Consider the following 16,016-nt stretch of genomic DNA (forward strand, 5'->3'; position numbering starts at 1 on the left):
CGGGCGGCTCAGGATGCGGACGAGTTGGTCGTCTGGACGGCGGGATCGGCGGGCTGGAGTGTGACGGTGACCGAGGCCAGCGTCCGCGGCGTGGTCACCTCGAGACGACCGATGCGGTCCGTGGCGGGCATCTTCCACGCCACCATGCCCCGGATCTCCTGACCCGGTGAGGTCATGACGGTGGGGACGAGCGGGTCCGGTATCAGCCCGGCCGGGTCCTCGATCCGTTCGAACTGAGCACCGGAGGGGGAGTAGGCCGTGATGGTCGTTGGTCCGATCTCGGGTTGTCCGGCGGACTGGACCGCGCGCACGTCGACTGCGAGCACCGTGTCCGCGTAGGCGCTGGCGGGGACTATCCGGAGGTTCGAGAGGGTGACGGTCGCGTCCCAGGATTCACCGGCGACCGGGAACGGGCGGTCGAACTGCCGGGATGTCGGCACCGGACCCGCAGCCGAACCGGCCGGGGCGTGGGTGGGGCGATGCTCGTCGGAACCGAACGGGGACGACGAGCAGGCGCCGGAAACGGCTGCCGTGGCCGCGAGTATGGCGGCGAGGACGACGCGGCGCATGGGACGCTCCTGGGACGGGCCGTACACCGGGCCGGTCCCGGCAGAGTCACATATTACTGTTCGCCGGGCCCGGAGTCGTCAGCAGAGTGCAGGTCGCGCCATTGTTTGCCGGCGACGCGACGAGCGAGATCCGAGTAGACATCATCCAGTTCCGCCACGATCTCGGCGAGTTGGATCTTGAAATTGACCGGGACGAAGACCCTGTCGACGAATTCCGACTCGGCCACGATGGTCTTGCCGTCGAAGACGTACCGGCACCACTGCGAGTCACGATTGAGGATCGCCACTTCCGTCTCGGCGGCGGCGGCGTCCTCCACCGTCGAGACCAGCGGGCTGCGGAACACGATGAGGGGCATCGATCTGTGTGCCCGGACGAACAGGACCACACAGCCGGCGGGAACGGTGAACACGTCATGCTCGTCCGCCTCGACGCGGCCGTGGTACACCTCGGACAACGCCGCGCCCAACGCCCGGGTCGCCTGGTCCGGGTCGGTGATCGTGATCGGCCGGAAATCGACGTCGTCGGCCACCGGAGCTGCCGGGCCGGCGGTGGCCGCCAGAGCCGTCTCGTGATGGTTGTGCGGGCCGGCGCCGGGGCGGCTGCCCTGAGCGGCCGCATCGGAATCCACCACGTCATGCAGGAACACGGGGTGGGGGATCCCGAACACACGCTCCATGGTCCCGGCCACCAGGTGCGAGAGATGACTGGCCTCGTACGCGGGCAGTCGTAACCGGGGGCCGGCGGTCGACGACAGCTCGTTCGGGATCTCCCAGCCCAGGCCCGCGAGCTGGTCGAGTTGGGCGGTACGCAGCGGGACCGGGTCGTCCTCGGTACCTCCACCGGACACCTCCGCCTCGACCGAACCCGGGCCGGCGGCCGCCCCGGGGGTGTCGGCAGCGTCCGATGCGGTGAATCGGATGAACGGCGGTTGCCCGACATGCGAGCCCAGTACGGGCACAGTCAGGTCGACGATCGCGCCGGGGACGAGGTCACGCAGAAACCCGGCCAGGCGGACGGCGAAGCGCTCCCACCCGGCCGCGATCGACGCATCCACGTCGAACTCGAAATCCGGCATGCCTCGCAGTCAACCACCGAGTCACGCTGTCCGTCAGCGGTTCGCGAGTGTCCGACGCGGGCGTTCAGGCTTCGGCCCCGGCGTGGCCTCTCTGATAGTCCGCCCAGTACTCGTCGGAACCGTCGAACCCCACCCGGATACCGCCCTGATGCTCGAGGATCGCCGGCTCGATCGGGGCGATCGACCGCTCCGAGGCGAGGGCCGACGCCACGTCGTCGAACTGCGACAGGGTGTGAAGCTGTACCCAGGTGGGAGGCAGGAGCATGGACCGCCCGGAGCGGAAGTCGCCCAGCAGATCGGCCGGACGCGCCCACATCGTCAGGTCGACCTCGGTCGTCTGATCGTCGGGCTCCTGGCCGACGGGCAGTGCCGCGACGAAGAACCGGGTGTCGTAGCGACGCTTCTCCACGGCGGGGGTGATCCAATGGTCGAACGGGCGGAGGCGGCCGGCTGCCAACGAGAGTTCTTCGGTGGCGAGGAAGTTGCTGAAGGTCATGCGATGGCCCTCGAGTTCGGCGCGCGCCGCGTGATAGCGCCCGGCGTCCGAGACCGGGGAGCCGTCGAGATGATCGGCCAGCAGTACGCCGCACTCCTCGAAGGTCTCCCGCGCGGCGGCACAGACGAGCCGACGGGCCCGGGCTTCCTCACATCCGAGGCGGTCAGCCCACCAGTGCGGCTCGGGGCCGGTCCAGGCCAGGTCCGGATCGTCGTCAGCGGCATCCACTCCGCCGCCGGGAAATACCGTCATCCCGCCGGCGAACGCCATTCCCCTCACCCGGCGGGCCACGAACACCTCGGGGCCCGCGTCGGAGTCACGGATCACCATCACAGTGGAGGCGTCCTTCACGGGACGCTCGGTGTTGTGCTCTGCCTCGCTCATGAGGCCAGTCTGACCCGTCGCCGTGACGAGGCCGGCAACGGGGTGCGGTTCCGAGCCTTCCGCGCACGCTCCCGGGGGAGGTTTTCAGCGCGATTCGGCGCCGACCGCGGATGCGGCGGCCAGGGTCCCGTGGAGCACCCGCCGCACATGTTTGCGGAGTTCCCCGCGGTGGTCGAGATCAGGCGATCGATCGACTCCGGAGCGCACGATCGTCATGTACATGACGTCGAAGACGGTCTGGGCCGGACCGGTCAGCCGCGCGGCGGTCGCCGTTCCACCGCAGTGCCGCGCCAGCACTTCGGCGATGCTGCCGCGGAGCTCCACGAGGATCTGCTGGGCCTCGTCACGGTGCGGACCGGGCTCGCCGAAGAGCGTCTCCCGGTGGTAGGCGGCGACGTTCTCGGGTTGCCTCTCGAGTGCCCGGACCAGTGGTTCACACAGTTCGACGAGATCCTCGACCGGGTCGCCGGTGTCAGGGACGGATTCGACCATGAGCCGGAAGTCCTCGTTGGCGATCATGCACAGCAGTTCGCCCTTGGATCGGGCGTAGCGGAACAGGGTCCCCGTGCCGACCTCGGCGAGTTCCGCCACCTCCTGGGTGGTCACGGACGAGTAGCCGCGCGAGGAGAACAGCTGACGAGCCGCCTGGTGGATGCGCCGCTGCTTGTCCGCCTTGTTCAGTTCGCGTCGCCCCGGTTCGCGCGTGGAGCTCAACTGAACCACTCGGTCGGCTTGCCCGCGACCAGGAGAAGCGTGAAGACGATCGCCACGACGATCACCGTCACGATGAGAGCGAGGATCGGGGAGCGAAGAGCGGTCGCGAGGAGCCGCTCCGGCAGCGACCGGGGGGACTCCCCGTCCTTCCCCAGCCGCCAGGGGCCGGCGAGCAGCCCACGTCGCTGGACGGACCTCTCGAACGGGTAGGTGGCGTAGGGGATGATCGCGGAGGCCAACCCGAGGACTCCCGTGCCGAAGGACCAACGTTTGTCGATCCAGACGGCGACGGTCGTCACCGCGTAGCAGAGGAACACGAACCCGTGGATGCTGCCGCCGACAGTCGTGGCCCACTCCAACCCGAAGGCGTACTTGCCGATCATGCCGAGGATCAGCAGGGTCCACGTCACCATCTCGGCGAGCGCGAGCCTCAGGTACAGGGTGCGGGGGGTCACAGGTGTCCTCCAATGATCGTGTCAGGGTCCGCTCGATATCGTACGGACTCTCTGACCAGCCATTCGGAGCAGGCTCCGGAAGCGTTCACCCGCGCAGCGCGATCGAGGCGAATCTGGCTTCGCCGGCCTCGTCACTGGCTGCCAGATCCACCACGGCCTCGATCGCCCAGCCGTGGTCCCCCTGCGGATCGTCGAGAACCTGGCGGACGCGCCACGTGCCGGCATCGACCCCCGGGCCGGACTCGGTGACGGAGAACAGCGCAGGGCCTCTGGCGCCGGGTCCTGTCCCGATCTCGTCGTACTCGTCCCAGTACGGGTCGATCTCGGAATCCCAGTCGGGATGCTCGGGGACGGCGTCGTCGAGTTCGACGAGCCGTTCGATGTCGTCCCGGGCGAGCAACTCCACCCGGCGGAACATGGCGTTTCGCACCATCACCCGGAAGGCGCGCCGATTCGCGGTGACAGGCCTGGACGCGCCGGCCGATTGACCGAAGGCCAGCTCCGCGACCTGTTCAGAGGACACGTCGGGATCGGTGAGCAGCTCCCATTCGTCGAGCAGGCTCGAGTCGACCTGACGGACCAGCTCGCCCAACCACTCCACGAGGTCGTCGAACTCCTCGGACCTCAGGTCGGCGGGGACCGTCTGGCGGAGGGTCCGGTAAGCGTCGGTGAGATAGCGCAGGACCGCCCCCTCCGAGCGGCTGAGACCGTATGCCGAGATCAGGTCGGAGAAGGTCATGCCCCGCTCGACCATCACCCTGATGACGGACTTGGGTGACGGCTCGATCCCCGTAACCCAGGGATGCCCGGCCCGATAGGCGTCGTACGCGTCGGACAGGAGGTCGTCGAGCGGTCTGGGCCACGTGATGTCCTCGACGAGCTCCATCCGCTCGGAGTACTCGACACCGTCGGCCTTGAGCGAGGCGATCGCCTCGCCGCGGGCTTCGCGCTGCTGCGCATAGAGAACGGGCCGTGGGTCGTCGAGGACGGCTTCGATAACCGAGACGATGTCGAGCTCCGGGGTTGGGGAGTCGGGGTCCAGGACCTCCATCGCGGCCAACGCGAACGGCGCCAGCGGCTGGTTGAGGGCGAAATCGCGCTGGAGGTCCACAGTGAGTCGAACGTGCCGTCCGTCGTCGTCGGGCTCTGCCAGCCGCTCCACGATGCCCGCGGTCTCCAAGCCACGGAACAGCTCGATCGAGCGCAGTACGTGGTGGCGTGTGCGGGCCCGGGTCTCGTGGGACGAGAGCAGGAGGTGCCGCATGTGGCCGTAGCAGCTGCCCGGCCGCGAGATGACGTTGAGCAGCATCGAGTTGCTGACCTCGAACCGGCTGGTGAGCTGCTCCGGCTGGGCGCCGACGAGCTTGTCGAAGGTCGATTGTGACCAGTTGACGAAACCCTCCGGCGGCTTCTTCTTTGCGGTCCTGGCCTTCTTCTTGGGGTTGGCCAGGGCCTTCGCCGCCGCCTTGGCGTTCTCGATCTCGTGCTCCGGGGCCAGCACCACCACGAACCCCTCGGTGTCGAATCCGGCGCGCCCTGCGCGCCCGGCGATCTGGTGGAACTCCCGGGCCTTGAGGACTCGCTGACGGCGGCCGTCGAATTTGGTCAACCCCGTGAACAGCACCGACCTGATGGGGACGTTGATCCCCACCCCGAGGGTGTCGGTGCCGCAGATGACGTTGAGCAGGCCATCCTGCGCGAGCTTTTCGACGAGGCGGCGATACTTGGGGAGCATCCCCGCGTGGTGGACACCGATCCCGTGGAGCAGGAGCTTGCGGAGGGTCCGGCCGAACGACGTGGTGAAACGGAACCCGCCGATCTCGTCCGCGATGGCTCGTTTGCGATCACGGTCGGCCACCGAGAGGGACGTGAGCGCCTGGGCCTGCTCGAGCGCGGCAGCCTGGGTGAAGTGCACGATGTAGACGGGTGCCTTGCCCTCGCGCAGCAGGATCTCCACCGACTCGTGAACGCCGCTGAGGGCGTAGTCGAAGCTCAGCGGGACCGGACGCTGCGTGCCGCCGATGTGGGTGCAGGGCCGACCGGTGCGTTCCTCGAGGTCGGCCTGCAACCAGCCGACGTCTCCGAGCGTGGCGGACATCAGCAGGAACTGCGTGTCGGGGAGCTCGATGAGCGGCACCTGCCAGGCCCATCCACGGTCGGGCTCCGAGTAGTAGTGGAACTCGTCCATCACCACTTGGCCGATCTCGGCATCGGCCCCCTCGCGAAGCGCGATGTTGGCGACGATCTCGGCGGTCGCGCAGACGATCGGCGCATCGGGGTTGACCGAGGCGTCCCCGGTGATCATTCCCACGTTCTCGGCGCCGAACACCTCGCACAGCGCGAAGAACTTCTCGCTCACCAGGGCCTTGATCGGCGCGGTGTAGTAGCTCCGCACGCCGCGGGCCATCGCGGCGAAATGCGCACCCAGCGCCACCAGCGACTTACCGGACCCCGTGGGGGTGGCCAGGATGACGTGGCTGCCGGCGGCGACCTCGAGGACCGCTTCCTCCTGTGCCGGGTACAACTGCAGGCCCCGGTCCGCGGCCCACGCCACGAACGCGTCGTACACCGCCTCGTCGTGGAGGCCGGCGGGAACGTCGTCGAGGTCAGCGAGCAGATCGGGCAGATGCACCCGTCCGAGCCTAGTCGCCCGGCCTCGTCACTCGCCCGGCTGCGGTCCGCCGTCGGAGTCGCCGCCTGACTGCTGGGCGAGGAAGCGCTCGAACTCCGCACCGATCTCGTCGCCGGAGGGCAGCGGCTTGCCTCCGGGATTGAGCGAGTCCGAGCCCATCCGTGCCTCCATGAACTCGTCGTACTGCTTCTCCATGTGCTCGATGGCCGTGAGGATCTCCGCGTTGTGGGCGATCTGCGCGTTCACCTGGGACGTGAACTCCTCCGCTGACTTCTCCAGTTCCTCGGTGGGCAGATCGAGTCCGCCGACCTTGGCGATGCTCCCGACCAGGTTGAGCACGGCCGCCGGGTAGGCGGTCTGCGAGAGGTACTGGGGCACGTGAACGGTGAATCCCGCCGACGGGATGCCGTGCTCGGACATCCGGAGTTCCAGGAGGGAGCTGACGTTTCCAGGCACCGAGAACTCACCGGGCCAGGCGGTGAAGCCACGGATCAGGTCCACGTCGCTGGCGTGGGCGCTGGCGTTGGTGGGCCGGGTGTGGGGCACGCCGAGGGGGATCGAACCGAGCCCGATGGACATGCGGACGCCGAACGCCCCCGCCAGATCGATGACGGACTCGGTGAAGCCGTCCCACCGCAGGTCCGGCTCGAGACCGGACAGCAGCAGGAAGGAGCCTCCGTCCGCGTCCTTGACGGCATGGATCTGAATCGTGGGCTCGTCGTAGCTCGCGAAGTGGTCGAAGGAGTACTTCAGATGCGGGCGCCGTGATCGATAGTCGACGAGCTGATCCGCGTCGAACTCGACGATCAACTGCGAGTCCAGGGAGTCACGGAGGTGCTCGGTGGCGCCCTCGATCGCCTGCCCCGCATCGGAGAACCCCTCGAGTCCGTGCACGAGCACCGGCCCCCGGCCGTCCGCGGACCGCAGATCGGGAAGGGGTTGGATCAGTCGGTACAGATCGCTGTGCCTGGCCATGTCGACTCCTCTCATCACCGCACCTCGTCAACGGGGCGACGAAGCTCGCGCGGTCGTCCATTCGGGACGGGTACTCACCCCTTTGCCAACGTCAGGCCGCGGCGGATGATTCCCCGCGCGCACCGCTTCCTCCACAGGCGCGCGTCACAGACGTCCGCAGGAGCGGGCGGCGCGACCCGGATGCATGAGGGTTGGGGCGGTGGAGGACACCCGCGGACCGCGCTCCCAGATCCGGGACGGGGCCGCGCGAGGAGAGACGGGTGGACGGCGATGACGACACGAGGCCGAACCGGAGACGACGGTCGGGACGAGCGGGAGCGGGTGGTGATCAGTTCGCCGGAGGAGATGATCGCCTCCGTCCCGGCGATGCTCGGTTTTCCTCCACCCCCGGGGTCAGTCGTGCTGGTGGGCGGGAGGATGTCCGACGGCGGCAACGCGCCGGTCATGCGGGTGGATGTGCCCGGGCTCCAGGACGAGGACACGATCGCCCCCACGGAGGGCGAGTTGTTCGATGAACCCGGTCTCGATGCTCCGGACGGGGAGCCGGGGCTGGTCGGCAGGATCGATCCGGGCCCGGCCCAGAGCCTGGCTCAGTTCTGCGCGCGGGAAGGGGTCCGGTCCGTGCACCTGATCGTGGTGCGGGAGGACTGCATCGACGGGCATCTCGCCGCTCAGCGGGCGATGGACGCTGCGGCCGCGTTCGACTACTGGCTGGGGTTGGCGGGCACGGAGGTCGTCAACGCCTTCGGGGTGGAGGAGTTCGCGGCGGGTGCCCCGTGGGTGGATCTGTTCGGGATGGTCCGGGGAATCCAACTCGATCCCGACGCCACGCATCTGGCTGCGGTGTACGCGTTCCAGGGACGGTCGGTCGCGGCATCGAGGAGCGACATCGAGCGCCTGTACCTGACCCGCGACCCGGACGCGAGGGACACGGATGGAGGCGGCACCGATGCAGCGGCGACGGCGGGGACGTCCGCGCTGGTGGCGCGGCACGACTCCGCCGCCGCGCGCCTGGGAACCGGGGAGCGGGTCGACGACAACGAGCTTGCCGTGATCGGACGCGGCCTGCTGTCGATCGACGTCCGTGACGAGGTCTATCGGAACCTGGCCCAGCGCCCACTGACCGACGACGACGGCCGCCGCCTGCTCTGGTGGGCCCTGGCTCGTCGACGACCCCCGAAGGAGCGTTCGGTGGCTCTGCTCCTCCTCGGTGCCGCGGCCTACTTCGCGGGAAGTGGCGTCCATGCGAACGCCGCACTCTCCGCAGCGGTGACGGCCGATGGCGCGAATTCGCTGGCGCGGCTCATCCTGAACGGTCTGATCGAAGGGATCGCACCGGAACGCCTCAGGCAGGTGGCGGCTGCATGAGGAGCTCGCGGCGCCGGATCAGGGCAGCGGTGAGAGGGGAGGGGCCGTGACGAGGTGCTGACAGGCGGGGCCTGCCGCAGGGGCTCCGCGTCGACTGGTTCGCGCACAGCCCGCCCGGCACTGATCTTCCGGGTGCTCGGCGGGCTGTGCGTGCGTGCTCGTGTCGCTCGCCGTCAGCGGCGGTGTCGTCAACGAGCAGCCGAGTGAGCGCGATCTCCGAGCGCCTCGGTGAACTTCCATGCATCCTCGACGACCGTGCGTAGATCGGTACGGCCGGGCGTCCAGCCGAGCTCGGTGATCGCCCTGGCGCTGGACGCGACCAACACCGCGGGATCTCCGGCCCGTCGAGGCGCGATGACGTCCGGGATCGGGCGGCCCGTGACCTCGCGACAGACGTCGATGACCTCACGCACCGAGAACCCCTCGCCACTTCCGAGGTTGAGGATCCGGTGGACACCCGGGGAGTTGGACTCGAGGGCGAGGACGTGCGCATCGGCGAGATCTGCGACATGGATGTAGTCGCGGATGCAGGTGCCGTCCGGGGTGGGCCAGTCGTCACCGAACACCTTGATGTCCTCGCGGTGTCCGAGCGCGACCTGCAGAACCAGCGGGATGAGGTGGGTCTCCACGACGCGGTTCTCGCCCGCGGCCCCGTAGGCGCCGGCCACGTTGAAGTATCGCAGGCTGGTCGCCGCCAGCCCGTGGGCCGCGGCGTACGAGCTGATCGCGTGATCGATCGCGAGCTTGGTCGCCCCATAGGTGTTGGTGGGCCTCGTCGGCATGTCCTCGGTGATCGGTACCTGCTCGGGCTCGCCGTAGGTCGCCGCGGTGGAGGAGAAGACGAGGTTCCCGACGCCGGCGGTGCGCATCGCATCGAGCAGCGTCAATGAGGTGACGACATTGCCCTGCCAGTACTCGCCGGGCTTCTCCACCGACTCGCCCACGAGGGAGCGAGCCGCGAAATGCAGGACCCCGTCGAAGGACGGGTCGAGGACGTCCCCGACGCTCTCGGCGACATCGCCTTCGATGAAGGTCGCGCCCTCGGGGACACCCTCACGATTGCCGGTCGACAGGTCGTCGAGGATCACCACCTCGTGACCGCGCTCGACGAGGACGGTGGCGCAGACCCCGCCGACGTATCCGGCGCCGCCGGTGACGAGGAGCTTCACGGGAGGAGCTCGACCTGGATCGCGTGGGCATGATCCCCGTCGATCTCCACTGTGTGACCGGACCCGGAGTTGAGCTCCACGAGGTGCCCGCGACGGGTGGCGGTGACGGTCTTGAGGGGCTCAACGCCGGTGGCCCGGAACTCGGAGATGAGCTCGGTGTCGATCTGGACGTTCTCGCCGATCGCCTGGATGCGCACCTGGTGGGGCACGTCGGGTTCGAGTTCCGAGAGTCGGATGTACGTCAGCTCCTCACCCGTCGCGGAGCTGTACCCGATCCGCTCGAGACCGGGGATGGGGTTGCCGTACGGGGAGGTACGGGGATCGTCGAGCACCTCGATGAGGCGACGCTCGACGTCGTCACTCATGACGTGTTCCCATCGACACGCCTCGGAGTGGACCTTCTCCAGTTCCAGTCCGATCACATCGACCAGGAGCCTTTCGGCGAGGCGGTGCTTACGCATCACGTCCACCGCGAGCTCCCGGCCGTGGGGAGTGAGCTGGAGATGGCGATCCGGGGCCACCAGCACAAGCCCGTCCCGCTCCATGCGCGCGACCGTCTGGCTCACGGTCGGGCCACTCTGCTCGAGGCGCTCGGCGATCCGCGCACGCAGCGGGATGACCCCTTCCTCCTCCAGCTCGTAAATGGTGCGGAGGTACATCTCGGTGGTGTCCACCAGGTCCTTCACGCTGCAGTCCTCCGAGTCGAAAAGCCGGTAGAGAGATTGTCCTACTGATCCGCGGGCGACCCGCGCCCGTGGATCTCGTCGGCACCGAGCCTACCGTCGCGGCACCGACCGGGGTGGAGCGCTCTCAAACCCGGGCCGCACCGCAGTACGTTGCGTAGATTCGCGGGTGACGCAGACCTCGGTTCAAGCCGGGGAGGCGAGGCCGGGAACCACCCGGCGGAAACGGGAGGACGGTGACCATGACGGGCATCCGGGACGGAGTCGCGGCGGGGGTGGTGTGGAGTCCGTCGTTGTTGGAATACCGCCACTCGGCGGACCACCCGATGAGTCCGAGGCGACTTGATCTGACGATGTCGCTGGCCACCGAGCTCGGTGTTCTCCAGGGAGTGGAGCTGATCGATCCCGGATCGGCGACGGACGAGGAGCTTCTCCGCGTCCATACCTCGCGATATATCGACTCGGTCATAGCCGCCGGCGATCTGCCGCCCGGTGAGCACGTGGGAATGAGTCACGGGCTGGGAACCGCCGACAACCCGACGTTCCCGGGGATGCACGAGGCCAGCGCGGCTGTGGCCGGTGGAACACTCGCCGCGGCGCGCGCGATCGCGGACGGTGTCGCCACGCGGGCGGTGTCGGTCGCGGGTGGGATGCACCATGCGATGCCGGCTGCCGCCGCCGGCTTCTGCGTGTACAACGACGCCGCGGTGGCGATCAGCTGGTTGCTCGACAACGGCTACGACCGCGTCGCCTATGTCGATATCGACGTCCACCACGGCGACGGGGTCCAGACCGCCTTCTACGAGGATCCGCGGGTTCTCACGGTCTCGTTGCACCAGCACCCCGCCACGCTGTGGCCCTCGACGGGCTGGGCGTCCGAGACCGGCGTGGGCCGGGCCGAGGGCATGTCCGTCAACCTCGCCTATCTGCCCGCTGTCACCGATCCGCTGTGGCTACGCGGTTTCCATGCCGTGGTGCCCGGGCTGTTGCGGGCATTCGAGCCGCAGATCATCGTCCTGCAGGCCGGATGCGACTCGCACCGCGAGGACCCGCTCGCGGACCTGTCGCTCAGCGTCGACGGGCATCGTCGGTCCTATCTGGACATGGTCGCGTTGGCGGACGAGATCTGCGAGGGTCGGCTCATCGCGATCGGGGGCGGCGGGTACGAGCTGGTCCGGGTGGTCCCGAGGTCGTGGACCCACCTGATCGGGGCCGTGCTCGGTGTGCCGGTGGACCCGGACACCGTAGTGCCGGAATCGTGGCGGACGATGGCCGGCCGACTCACCGTGCCGGACCGGGTGCCGCAGTCCATGAGCGACGGGGAGATCCCGGAGTACACCCCGTGGGAGCCGGCCGGGGCCGACCGGGGTGTCGAGATCGACCGGTCGCTGGCTCGACTGGACCAGTCCATCCTCGATACCAGGCGCTCGGTGTTCCCACTGCACGGGCTCGACCCCGACGATCCGAGGGACTGACCCCATGGGTGACCGCCCCGTGGTCAACCCGCACGACGACCATTGACCGACCGATGAACTCCGCCCCTGGAGGACCACACATGGCGCACCCCGGAGACACTCCGACCGGCGATCCGATGAACCAGACCTCCACGACCGGTGGGCCCCCGGCGGTGGAACCCCCGGAGCACGCCTCGACCGACACCTCGGTGGACGTCTACCCGGACGGGTATCCACACGAGTGGGCGGCCGACGTCCTCGGCTCCGACGGCCGAGCGGTCCGGGTCCGGCCGATCCTCCCCGAGGACGCCGAGAAGATCTCGCGATTCCACACGAGCTTGTCAGAACGGACCCGCTACCTGCGGTATTTCGGATCGCGGGATGTTCTCTCGGATCGGGAACTCCGGCGGATGACCAACGTGGACTACCGCGATCGGATGGCGTTCGTGGCGGAGCTCGGTGCGGAGATCATCGGGATCGCGATCTACGAGCGGCTACCCGACTCGACGTTCGCGGAGGTCGCGTTCACCATCTCGGACCAGCACCAGGGCCGGGGCCTGGGGTCGATCTTCCTCGAACATCTGGCCGGCGCGGCCGCGGAGTGCGGTATCGACCATTTCGAGGCTGAGGTCCTGTCGGAGAACCGCTCGATGATCCAGGTCTTCCGTAGGGCCGGGTACGAGATCTCACGGTCGTTCGACGGCTCGACCCTGCACCTGGAATTCGCCATCGACCCGACCGAGGCGCTGACCAACGTCCGGAACTCCCGCGAGGCTGCGGCCGAGTCGCGAAGCGTCGCCCGGGTTCTCAACCCCGCGTCGGTGGCCGTGATCGGAGCGTCGGACCAGGTCGGCAAGATCGGCCACACGGTCCTGCGAAACCTCATCGCCAACGGGTTTTCCGGGCCGGTGTACCCGGTCAACTCGGACGCCAACTCGGTGCAGTCGGTACGCGCCTACGCGAGCGTCCGGGACATCCCGGATCCGGTGGACCTCGCGGTGGTCGCCGTCCCGGCCGCGTCGATGTCGGAGGTCCTCGACGACTGCCTGTCCAAGGGCGTGTCGACCCTCGTCGTCATCTCGGCGGGGTTCTCCGACGTCGGAAGTGCGGGAGTCGTTTCGGAGCGGCGTCTCGTGAGCGAGGCGCGCGCGCACGGCATGCGCGTGGTCGGACCGAACGCGCTGGGCGTGATCAACACCTCCTCCGACGTCCAGCTCAACGCGACCCTGGCGGAACTGGTCCCCGGCCCCGGACGGGTGGGGTTCTTCTGCCAGTCCGGTGCTCTGGGGATCACGATCCTCGCCGCGGCGGCACGGCGTCGGCTCGGTCTGTCCACGTTCGTCTCCGCGGGAAACCGCGCCGACGTCTCGGGTAACGACCTGATGCAGTACTGGGACACCGACTCGGCCACCGAGGTGGTGTTGCTGTACCTCGAGAGCTTCGGTAACCCGCGGAAGTTCTCCCGGATCGCGCGGCGGATAGCCCGCAACAAGCCGGTCGTGGTGGTGCGGCGCGCCGCCGACGACCTCGAATCCGGCGTCGAGGGGCTCACCGCATCGGCGATCCGCGGACTCTTCCGCGACTCAGGTCTCATCCAGGTCGACTCGATCACCGACATGTTCGACACCGCGACGCTCCTCGCGTATCAGCCGCTACCCGCCGGTGGTCGGCTGGGGATCGTCGGGAACTCGTCGGCCGTGGCTCGCCTCGGTGGTGACTCGGCGCGGTTGCAGGGCTTCACCGTCGCCCATTCGGTCGATCTCGGGGCCGGAGCGAACCCGGAGGAGTTCCGGACCGCGATCTCCGACGCCCTCGACCGTGATGAGGTGGACTCCGTTCTGACGGTCTTCGTACCGCCTGTGGCCACGGAACCGGACAAGTTCGCCGAGGCCATCCGTGCCGCCGCTGCGGAGAGCGAGAAGCCCGTCGTCAGTACGTTCCTCGCCGGGGAGGGTCTTCCGGAGGGGCTGACCGTGACCGATGAGTCCGGCGTCGCCTCGCGCGGATCCATCCCCTCGTATCCGTACCCGGAGCGAGCGGTGTCCGCGCTGGTGCGGGCCCGACGCTACGCCGAATGGCTGGATCGCCCCGCAGAGGAACCCGCCGAGTTCGAGGACATCGACCGCGTGCGTGCCCGCGAACTCGTCGACTCGCTGTGCCACCTCAACGCCGGTACCGACTCGTTCGAGCTCACGCAGGGCCAGGTGCGGGCGCTACTCGAGTGCTACGGCATCGACATCGTCGACTACCGCGTCGCCACCGACGTCGAGCAGGCCGTGATGGCCGCCGACGAACTCGGGTACCCGGTCGCGGTGAAGGCGATGAGCGAGAAATGGCGCACCCGGAGCGATCAGTCCGGGGTCCGGCTCGATCTGGCCGACGCCGGCGCCGTCCGGCACGCGTTCGACTACCTGCAGTCCTCCACCGGGTCGCGCTCACTTCACGTGCAGAAGATGGCCACCAAGGGAGTCGCCGTCACGATCCGGGTCGCCGACCATCCGATCTTCGGGTCGCTGATCTCGTTCGGGCTGTCCGGGCTGCTCTCGGACCTCCTCGCGGACCGGGCCTTCAGCACCCTGCCGATCTCCCCGACGGAGGCCGCGGCATTGCTCGACCGGCCCCGGGCGGCCCCGATCCTGGACGGGTACGCGGGCGACACCCCGGCGGACCGGGGGGCGCTCGTCGACCTCATGGGACGAGTGTCCTGCCTGGCCGAGGATGTACCGGAGATGCGCAAGCTCTCGCTGGATCCGGGGCTGGCCACGCCCAGCGGTCTGTCCGTGCTCTTCGCGAGCGTGCAGCTCGGGCCTCCGCCGTTGTTCAGCGGCGACGAAGGACCGCGCCGACTTCGCTAGAACCAGTCCGCACCGGAAGCGGCCCGCAGACGACGAAACGGCCCCGCCTCCGGGGCCGTTTCGGGTCGATGGGGTCCTACGCGGCCCCGGCACCGGAGCCACGACCTCGTGGCGTCAACGTCTTGGTCGCGACGTCGTGGCCGCTACGCGGTCCGCGGTATCAGACGGCGTACGACCGCAGCTTGTCAGCGCGGCGGCCCTCGCGGAGCTTGGCCATAACCTCGCGCTCGATCTGACGCACGCGCTCACGGGACAGGCCGAAGCGCTTGCCGATCTGGTCGAGGGTCCGCGGCTGACCGTCATTGAGGCCGAAACGCAGCGTGATGACCTGCTGCTCACGCTCCTCGAGCGTGGCCAGGACGGCGCGGACATCCGAGTGCATGACGTTGGTCACGACCGTGTTCTCGGCGCTGGTCGCCTCGGCGTCCTCGATGAAGTCGCCCAGCGGCGCCTCTTCGTCCGCACCCACCGGCATGTCCAGGCTGACCGGGTCGCGCGAATGGTCGAGGAGCTCCTCGATCTTGTGCGCGGGGATGCCCGACTCCTCGGCGAGCTCCTCCAGGGTCGACTCGCGGCCGAGCTGCTGGTGCAGCTCACGCTTGATCCGCGCCAGCTTGTTCACCTGCTCGACGAGATGCACCGGAAGCCGGATGGTGCGCGACTGGTCGGCCATACCGCGGGTGATGGCCTGGCGGATCCACCACGTGGCGTAGGTCGAGAACTTGAACCCCTTGGCGTAGTCGAACTTCTCCATCGCGCGGATCAGCCCGAGGTTGCCCTCCTGGATGAGATCGAGGAGCGGCATCCCACGGCCCGTGTAGCGCTTGGCCAGGGAGACCACCAGACGAAGGTTGGCCTCGAGGAGGTGGGCGCGGGCGGCCTCGCCCTCCCGGACGATGGTCGCGAGATCGGCCTTCTTGACGGGGCCCAGGCGCTTCTTGGTGGCCAGCAGATGCTTGGCGTACAGACCGGCCTCGATGCGCTTCGACAGCTCCACCTCGTCCTCGGCGTTGAGCAGGGCGGTCTTGCCGATCCCGTTGAGGTAGACGCGGACCAGGTCGGCGCTGGGGCTCTGGCCGTCCGAATCCGCCTCCGTCCGATGGTCCGAACGGGTGGTGGCTGACGTCATGTCTCCTCCTCCTGCCTTGCCCGGGGGGTGGGCCGGCGGTCGGTCGCTGGTGGACGG

The 16,016-nt window shown here is 68.7% G+C and carries 13 protein-coding genes; 3 read left to right on the forward strand and 10 right to left on the reverse strand.

Annotation, left to right across the window (positions count from 1 at the left end):
• Positions 1-8 precede the first annotated feature (8 nt).
• From ACWIFB_RS09860 to ACWIFB_RS09890, 7 genes are all read right to left on the reverse strand, one after another.
• A complete protein-coding gene (locus ACWIFB_RS09860; RefSeq protein WP_452098774.1) occupies positions 9-569 on the reverse strand; it encodes a hypothetical protein in 561 nt (186 codons plus the stop codon).
• Positions 570-622: 53 nt separating this feature from the next.
• A complete protein-coding gene (locus ACWIFB_RS09865) occupies positions 623-1,645 on the reverse strand; it encodes a T3SS (YopN, CesT) and YbjN peptide-binding chaperone 1 (RefSeq protein WP_452098775.1) in 1,023 nt (340 codons plus the stop codon).
• A gap of 64 nt (positions 1,646-1,709) precedes the next feature.
• Positions 1,710-2,525, reverse strand: coding sequence for an NUDIX hydrolase (locus ACWIFB_RS09870; protein WP_452098776.1), 816 nt, complete (start codon positions 2,523-2,525; stop codon positions 1,710-1,712).
• A gap of 84 nt (positions 2,526-2,609) precedes the next feature.
• A complete protein-coding gene (locus ACWIFB_RS09875; RefSeq protein WP_230929033.1) occupies positions 2,610-3,239 on the reverse strand; it encodes a TetR/AcrR family transcriptional regulator in 630 nt (209 codons plus the stop codon).
• The gene (locus tag ACWIFB_RS09880; protein WP_452098777.1) at positions 3,236-3,694 is read right to left on the reverse strand and encodes a DUF3817 domain-containing protein; all 459 of its coding nucleotides are present in this window, start codon (positions 3,692-3,694) and stop codon (positions 3,236-3,238) included. The genes ACWIFB_RS09875 and ACWIFB_RS09880 overlap by 4 nt, the downstream gene beginning before the upstream one ends.
• 85 nt (positions 3,695-3,779) lie before the next feature.
• Complete coding sequence (locus tag ACWIFB_RS09885; RefSeq protein WP_452098778.1) at positions 3,780-6,326, reverse strand: DEAD/DEAH box helicase; 2,547 nt, start codon at positions 6,324-6,326, stop codon at positions 3,780-3,782.
• Between the two features lie 27 nt (positions 6,327-6,353).
• A complete protein-coding gene (locus ACWIFB_RS09890; protein ID WP_454058147.1) occupies positions 6,354-7,301 on the reverse strand; it encodes a proteasome assembly chaperone family protein in 948 nt (315 codons plus the stop codon).
• Positions 7,302-7,571: 270 nt separating this feature from the next.
• Between ACWIFB_RS09890 and ACWIFB_RS09895 the strand changes: the two genes are divergently transcribed.
• The gene (locus ACWIFB_RS09895; protein WP_452098780.1) at positions 7,572-8,669 is read left to right on the forward strand and encodes a DUF4192 domain-containing protein; all 1,098 of its coding nucleotides are present in this window, start codon (positions 7,572-7,574) and stop codon (positions 8,667-8,669) included.
• A gap of 188 nt (positions 8,670-8,857) precedes the next feature.
• Here the strand turns inward: ACWIFB_RS09895 and galE are convergent, their stop codons facing one another.
• Together galE and ACWIFB_RS09905 are read right to left on the reverse strand one after the other, a co-directional pair.
• Positions 8,858-9,838 (reverse strand): UDP-glucose 4-epimerase GalE, encoded by a 981-nt coding sequence (galE, locus tag ACWIFB_RS09900; protein ID WP_452098781.1) that lies wholly within the window; start codon positions 9,836-9,838, stop codon positions 8,858-8,860.
• Complete coding sequence (locus ACWIFB_RS09905) at positions 9,835-10,524, reverse strand: metal-dependent transcriptional regulator (RefSeq protein ID WP_230929027.1); 690 nt, start codon at positions 10,522-10,524, stop codon at positions 9,835-9,837. The genes galE and ACWIFB_RS09905 overlap by 4 nt, the downstream gene beginning before the upstream one ends.
• 239 nt (positions 10,525-10,763) lie before the next feature.
• Between ACWIFB_RS09905 and ACWIFB_RS09910 the strand changes: the two genes are divergently transcribed.
• Both ACWIFB_RS09910 and ACWIFB_RS09915 read left to right on the forward strand, forming a co-directional pair.
• Positions 10,764-11,996: an acetoin utilization protein AcuC gene (locus ACWIFB_RS09910; protein WP_452098782.1), complete on the forward strand. Its 1,233-nt coding sequence runs from the start codon at positions 10,764-10,766 to the stop codon at positions 11,994-11,996.
• Between the two features lie 80 nt (positions 11,997-12,076).
• Positions 12,077-14,830, forward strand: coding sequence for a bifunctional acetate--CoA ligase family protein/GNAT family N-acetyltransferase (locus ACWIFB_RS09915; RefSeq protein ID WP_452098783.1), 2,754 nt, complete (start codon positions 12,077-12,079; stop codon positions 14,828-14,830).
• A gap of 160 nt (positions 14,831-14,990) precedes the next feature.
• On the opposite strand, the gene ACWIFB_RS09920 is transcribed toward ACWIFB_RS09915, so the two are convergent.
• A complete protein-coding gene (locus tag ACWIFB_RS09920; RefSeq protein WP_230929024.1) occupies positions 14,991-15,959 on the reverse strand; it encodes a sigma-70 family RNA polymerase sigma factor in 969 nt (322 codons plus the stop codon).
• Positions 15,960-16,016: the final 57 nt, after the last annotated feature.

The organism is Dietzia sp. NPDC055340, from assembly GCF_053645335.1.

What these genes read in the sequence shown, in the direction of transcription:
- ACWIFB_RS09860 (WP_452098774.1), bottom strand. Translation starts at nt 569, where the DNA reads ATGCGCCGCGTCGTCCTCGCCGCCATACTCGCGGCCACGGCAGCCGTT.
- ACWIFB_RS09890 (WP_454058147.1), bottom strand. Translation starts at nt 7,301, where the DNA reads ATGGCCAGGCACAGCGATCTGTACCGACTGATCCAACCCCTTCCCGAT.
- ACWIFB_RS09895 (WP_452098780.1), top strand. Translation starts at nt 7,572, where the DNA reads ATGACGACACGAGGCCGAACCGGAGACGACGGTCGGGACGAGCGGGAG.
- ACWIFB_RS09915 (WP_452098783.1), top strand. Translation starts at nt 12,077, where the DNA reads ATGGCGCACCCCGGAGACACTCCGACCGGCGATCCGATGAACCAGACC.
- ACWIFB_RS09870 (WP_452098776.1), bottom strand. Translation starts at nt 2,525, where the DNA reads ATGAGCGAGGCAGAGCACAACACCGAGCGTCCCGTGAAGGACGCCTCC.
- ACWIFB_RS09910 (WP_452098782.1), top strand. Translation starts at nt 10,764, where the DNA reads ATGACGGGCATCCGGGACGGAGTCGCGGCGGGGGTGGTGTGGAGTCCG.
- ACWIFB_RS09865 (WP_452098775.1), bottom strand. Translation starts at nt 1,645, where the DNA reads ATGCCGGATTTCGAGTTCGACGTGGATGCGTCGATCGCGGCCGGGTGG.
- ACWIFB_RS09920 (WP_230929024.1), bottom strand. Translation starts at nt 15,959, where the DNA reads ATGACGTCAGCCACCACCCGTTCGGACCATCGGACGGAGGCGGATTCG.